The following is a 3,308-nucleotide window of genomic DNA, read 5'->3' on the forward strand; positions in this document are numbered from 1 at the left end:
GGAAAGGGCAGGTCTGAGAACCTGCCCTTTTCATTTGTGCTGGGATGTAGCTCGGCTTACTTGGTACGCCGGTAGACGGAGGTGAACGACACGTTCATTCCACCGCAATTGTTGTTGTCCTTGACCAGCAGATACGGCCCAAGGCGCTGCATCTGGACCTTGCAATCCGCCTCGTCCGCTTGATCGAATGGAAGTGTGCCGTTCTCGCCAATTCCGAATGAGAGGATGGCACCCTCGACCTTCGTCTCCCCCTCCAGCGACCCGATATTGATGGCGCCGCGTTTGACCCGCTCGGGATCGGAAGCGCCCCAGGTCGCATCGCCCTTGATCGCCAGAACACCGGCCTTATCGACCTGCTCGATCACGATGCTCTGCTCCGGGCCGCTTTGCCATCGCCCTATCCAATCCTTTGCTCCGACGTCCGGTTGATCCTGCACGATGGAGATGGCGGAACGCGGGAGCCAGCCGTCCGTGACGCGCCCCTGCTTGCCGGCATAGCTCGCGCAGACGAAGTCACCCTTCGTGCCGATGATCACGACTTCGTCGCCTGAAACGAGATAAGGCTTGTCCTGGCAGGCCGCACTTTTGTTAGGGCAGCCGGCTTTGAGGATCGACGTTTTCAGGAAATTGACGCGGGGAGACTGATTGTTGACTCGGCCAAGGGCAATAGGGCCGTTCACGGAGCGGCCCGGATCTTCATAGCCGTAGGAAAAGCAGTCGGTCCCTTCAGCGAAGGATGAGCTTGCCCAGAGCACGCCAAACGCCGCGAGAGCAACGGTCTTCGCCGTGCGCTTCCGAACCATGACCCTAACCCTCCGTCGTAGACTGAACACGAGCTCGCAACGGCGGGCTTCGCGCAGACGGAAGGCCGCCGATCAGCGAAAAGCCGTCTCGTAGAGCTCAGGCTTGAATCCTACGACTAGACGGCCGCTCAAGTCGAGCACGGGGCGCTTGATCATGGACGGCTGGTCGACCATCAGCGCGAGCGCCTTGCGCTCATCGATGCCAGTCTTCTCAGCATCCGGCAGCTTGCGAAACGTGGTGCCGGCGCGATTGAGAAGCGTTTCCCAACCCACATCGCGCGCCCAGCCCTCGAGCCGCGCGCGGTCGATGCCTGAAGCCTTGTAGTCGTGGAAGGCGTAAGTCACGCCTTTGGCATCGAGCCAGGCGCGCGCCTTCTTCATCGTGTCGCAGTTCTTGATGCCGTAGAGCGTCACCGACATGGGTTATTCCCACTCGATGGTGCCGGGCGGCTTCGAGGTGATGTCGTAGGTCACGCGGTTGATGCCCTTCACCTCGTTGATGATGCGGGTTGCCACGCGGCCGAGGAACGTCATGTCGAAGGGATAGAAATCCGCCGTCATGCCATCGACCGACGTCACGGCGCGCAATGCGCAGACATGGTCGTAGGTACGCCCGTCACCCATGACGCCGACCGTCTTCACCGGCAGCAGCACGGCGAACGCCTGCCAGATTTCATCGTAGAGACCGGCATTGCGGATCTCTTCGAGATAAACCGCGTCTGCCTTGCGTAAGATATCGAGCTTCTCGCGGGTGATCGTGCCGGGAACGCGGATCGCAAGGCCAGGACCGGGGAACGGATGACGGCCGACGAAGGCATCCGGCAAGCCGAGCTCGCGGCCGAGCACGCGCACCTCGTCCTTGAACAGCTCGCGCAATGGCTCCACGAGCTTCATCTTCATGCGCTCAGGGAGACCGCCCACATTGTGGTGGCTCTTGATGGTGACGGAAGGACCACCGGTGAAGGASACGCTCTCGATCACRTCGGGATASAGCGTMCCYTGCGCSAGGAAATCCGCGCCGCCGATYTTCTTCGCYTCYTCGTCGAAYACGTCGATGAASAGCYKGCCGATGGTCTTGCGCTTCACCTCGGGATCGGWGACGCCTTCCAGCGCTCCGATGAAGAGATCTTGCGCCTGCACATGGACGAGCGGGATGTTGTAGTGGTCGCGGAACAGCGTCACCACCTGCTCGGCCTCGGAAGAGCGAAGCAAACCGTGATCCACGAACACGCAGGTGAGCTGGTCGCCGATGGCCTCGTGGATAAGCACTGCCGCCACTGCCGAGTCAACGCCGCCCGACAGGCCGCAGATCACGCGGCCTGTGCCTACCTGGGCGCGGATGCGCTCGATGGCCTCCTCGCGGAAAGCCTTCATGGTCCAATCGCCCTTGCAGCCCGCGATGTCGCGCACGAAGTTGCGGATCAGCTGCGCACCCTGCGGGGTGTGCACCACTTCCGGGTGGAACTGCACGCCGTAGTACTTGTGCCCCTCATCGGCCACGACCGCGAAAGGCGCGTTCTCGGAAGCCGCCAGCACTTCGAAGCCTTCGGGAAGCTTCGTGACCCGGTCGCCGTGGCTCATCCACACGGGATACTTCTTGCCCACCTGCCACACGCCCTGGAAGAGCGGGCTTTCCGTCAGCACCTCGATCTCGGCGCGGCCGAATTCGGAATGGTGCCCGCCCTCGACTTCACCGCCGAGCTGGGCCGCCATGGTCTGCTGGCCGTAGCAGATGCCGAATACCGGAACGTCTGTGTCGAACAATTCCTGCGGAGCGCGGGGCGAGTTGTCGGCGGTGACCGATTCCGGCCCGCCCGACAGGATCACGCCCTTGGGCTTCATCGTGCGGATGGCCTCGGCCGCCTTCTGGAACGGCACCACCTCGGAATAGACGCCATCCTCACGCACGCGGCGGGCGATGAGCTGGGTTACCTGGGAGCCGAAATCGACGATGAGAATCTTGTCGTGGGTCTGGGTCATGATCTATCGCGTGAGCGTTGTGCGGAAGTACGGGAGCCCCCGTGCTTTACCCTCATATTTGTCGGCCTGTCATGCCTTTTGAGTCCCTGGGATGCGGCACCAGGCTTTTTTAGCGCCTTTCGCCCCATGCCACTCTTGGGCTCGTGGGCTTGCATCAAGGTCTAATCCTTCGTCAGAATGGCGATGTAGAAGCCATCCGTGCCTGTCTTCAAAGGTGTCAGCTGAAGACCATAGGCTGTCGGCCTGACAATCTTCTGCAGGCTCTCAAGCCCCGCTGATGCCAGGACCTCCGAGGGCTTCAAGGGCTTGAAGCCCGCATACCTTTCCATGAAGGCGGCGAGCGTATCGTCGTTCTCTTCCGGCAGGATAGAGCAGGTGATGTAGACGATCCGTCCGCCCGGTTTCACCAGGGCGGCGGCACGGTCGAGAACCGTGGCCTGCTCCTTGAGGCGGACCTCAAGGCTGCCAGGGCGCAGACGCCACTTGGCGTCGGGATTGCGCCGCCACGTGCCGATGCCCGTGCAC

At 62.0% G+C, this 3,308-nt stretch carries 3 protein-coding genes and 1 pseudogene; all 4 read right to left on the reverse strand.

The window, feature by feature from the left end:
• Window positions 1-56: 56 nt before the first annotated feature.
• A complete protein-coding gene (locus tag ACXJKO_RS30800; RefSeq protein ID WP_457094814.1) occupies window positions 57-803 on the reverse strand; it encodes a hypothetical protein in 747 nt (248 codons plus the stop codon).
• Window positions 804-875: 72 nt separating this feature from the next.
• Complete coding sequence (locus tag ACXJKO_RS30805) at window positions 876-1,223, reverse strand: ArsC family reductase (protein WP_457094815.1); 348 nt, start codon at window positions 1,221-1,223, stop codon at window positions 876-878.
• 3 nt (window positions 1,224-1,226) lie between these two features.
• Window positions 1,227-2,783, reverse strand: a complete 1,557-nt coding sequence (gene guaA / locus ACXJKO_RS30810; protein WP_457094816.1) for a glutamine-hydrolyzing GMP synthase — start codon at window positions 2,781-2,783, stop codon at window positions 1,227-1,229.
• Window positions 2,784-2,944: 161 nt separating this feature from the next.
• Window positions 2,945-3,308, reverse strand: a pseudogene (locus ACXJKO_RS30815) (MFS transporter); the annotation flags it as partial.

The organism is Microvirga sp. P5_D2, assembly GCF_054049475.1.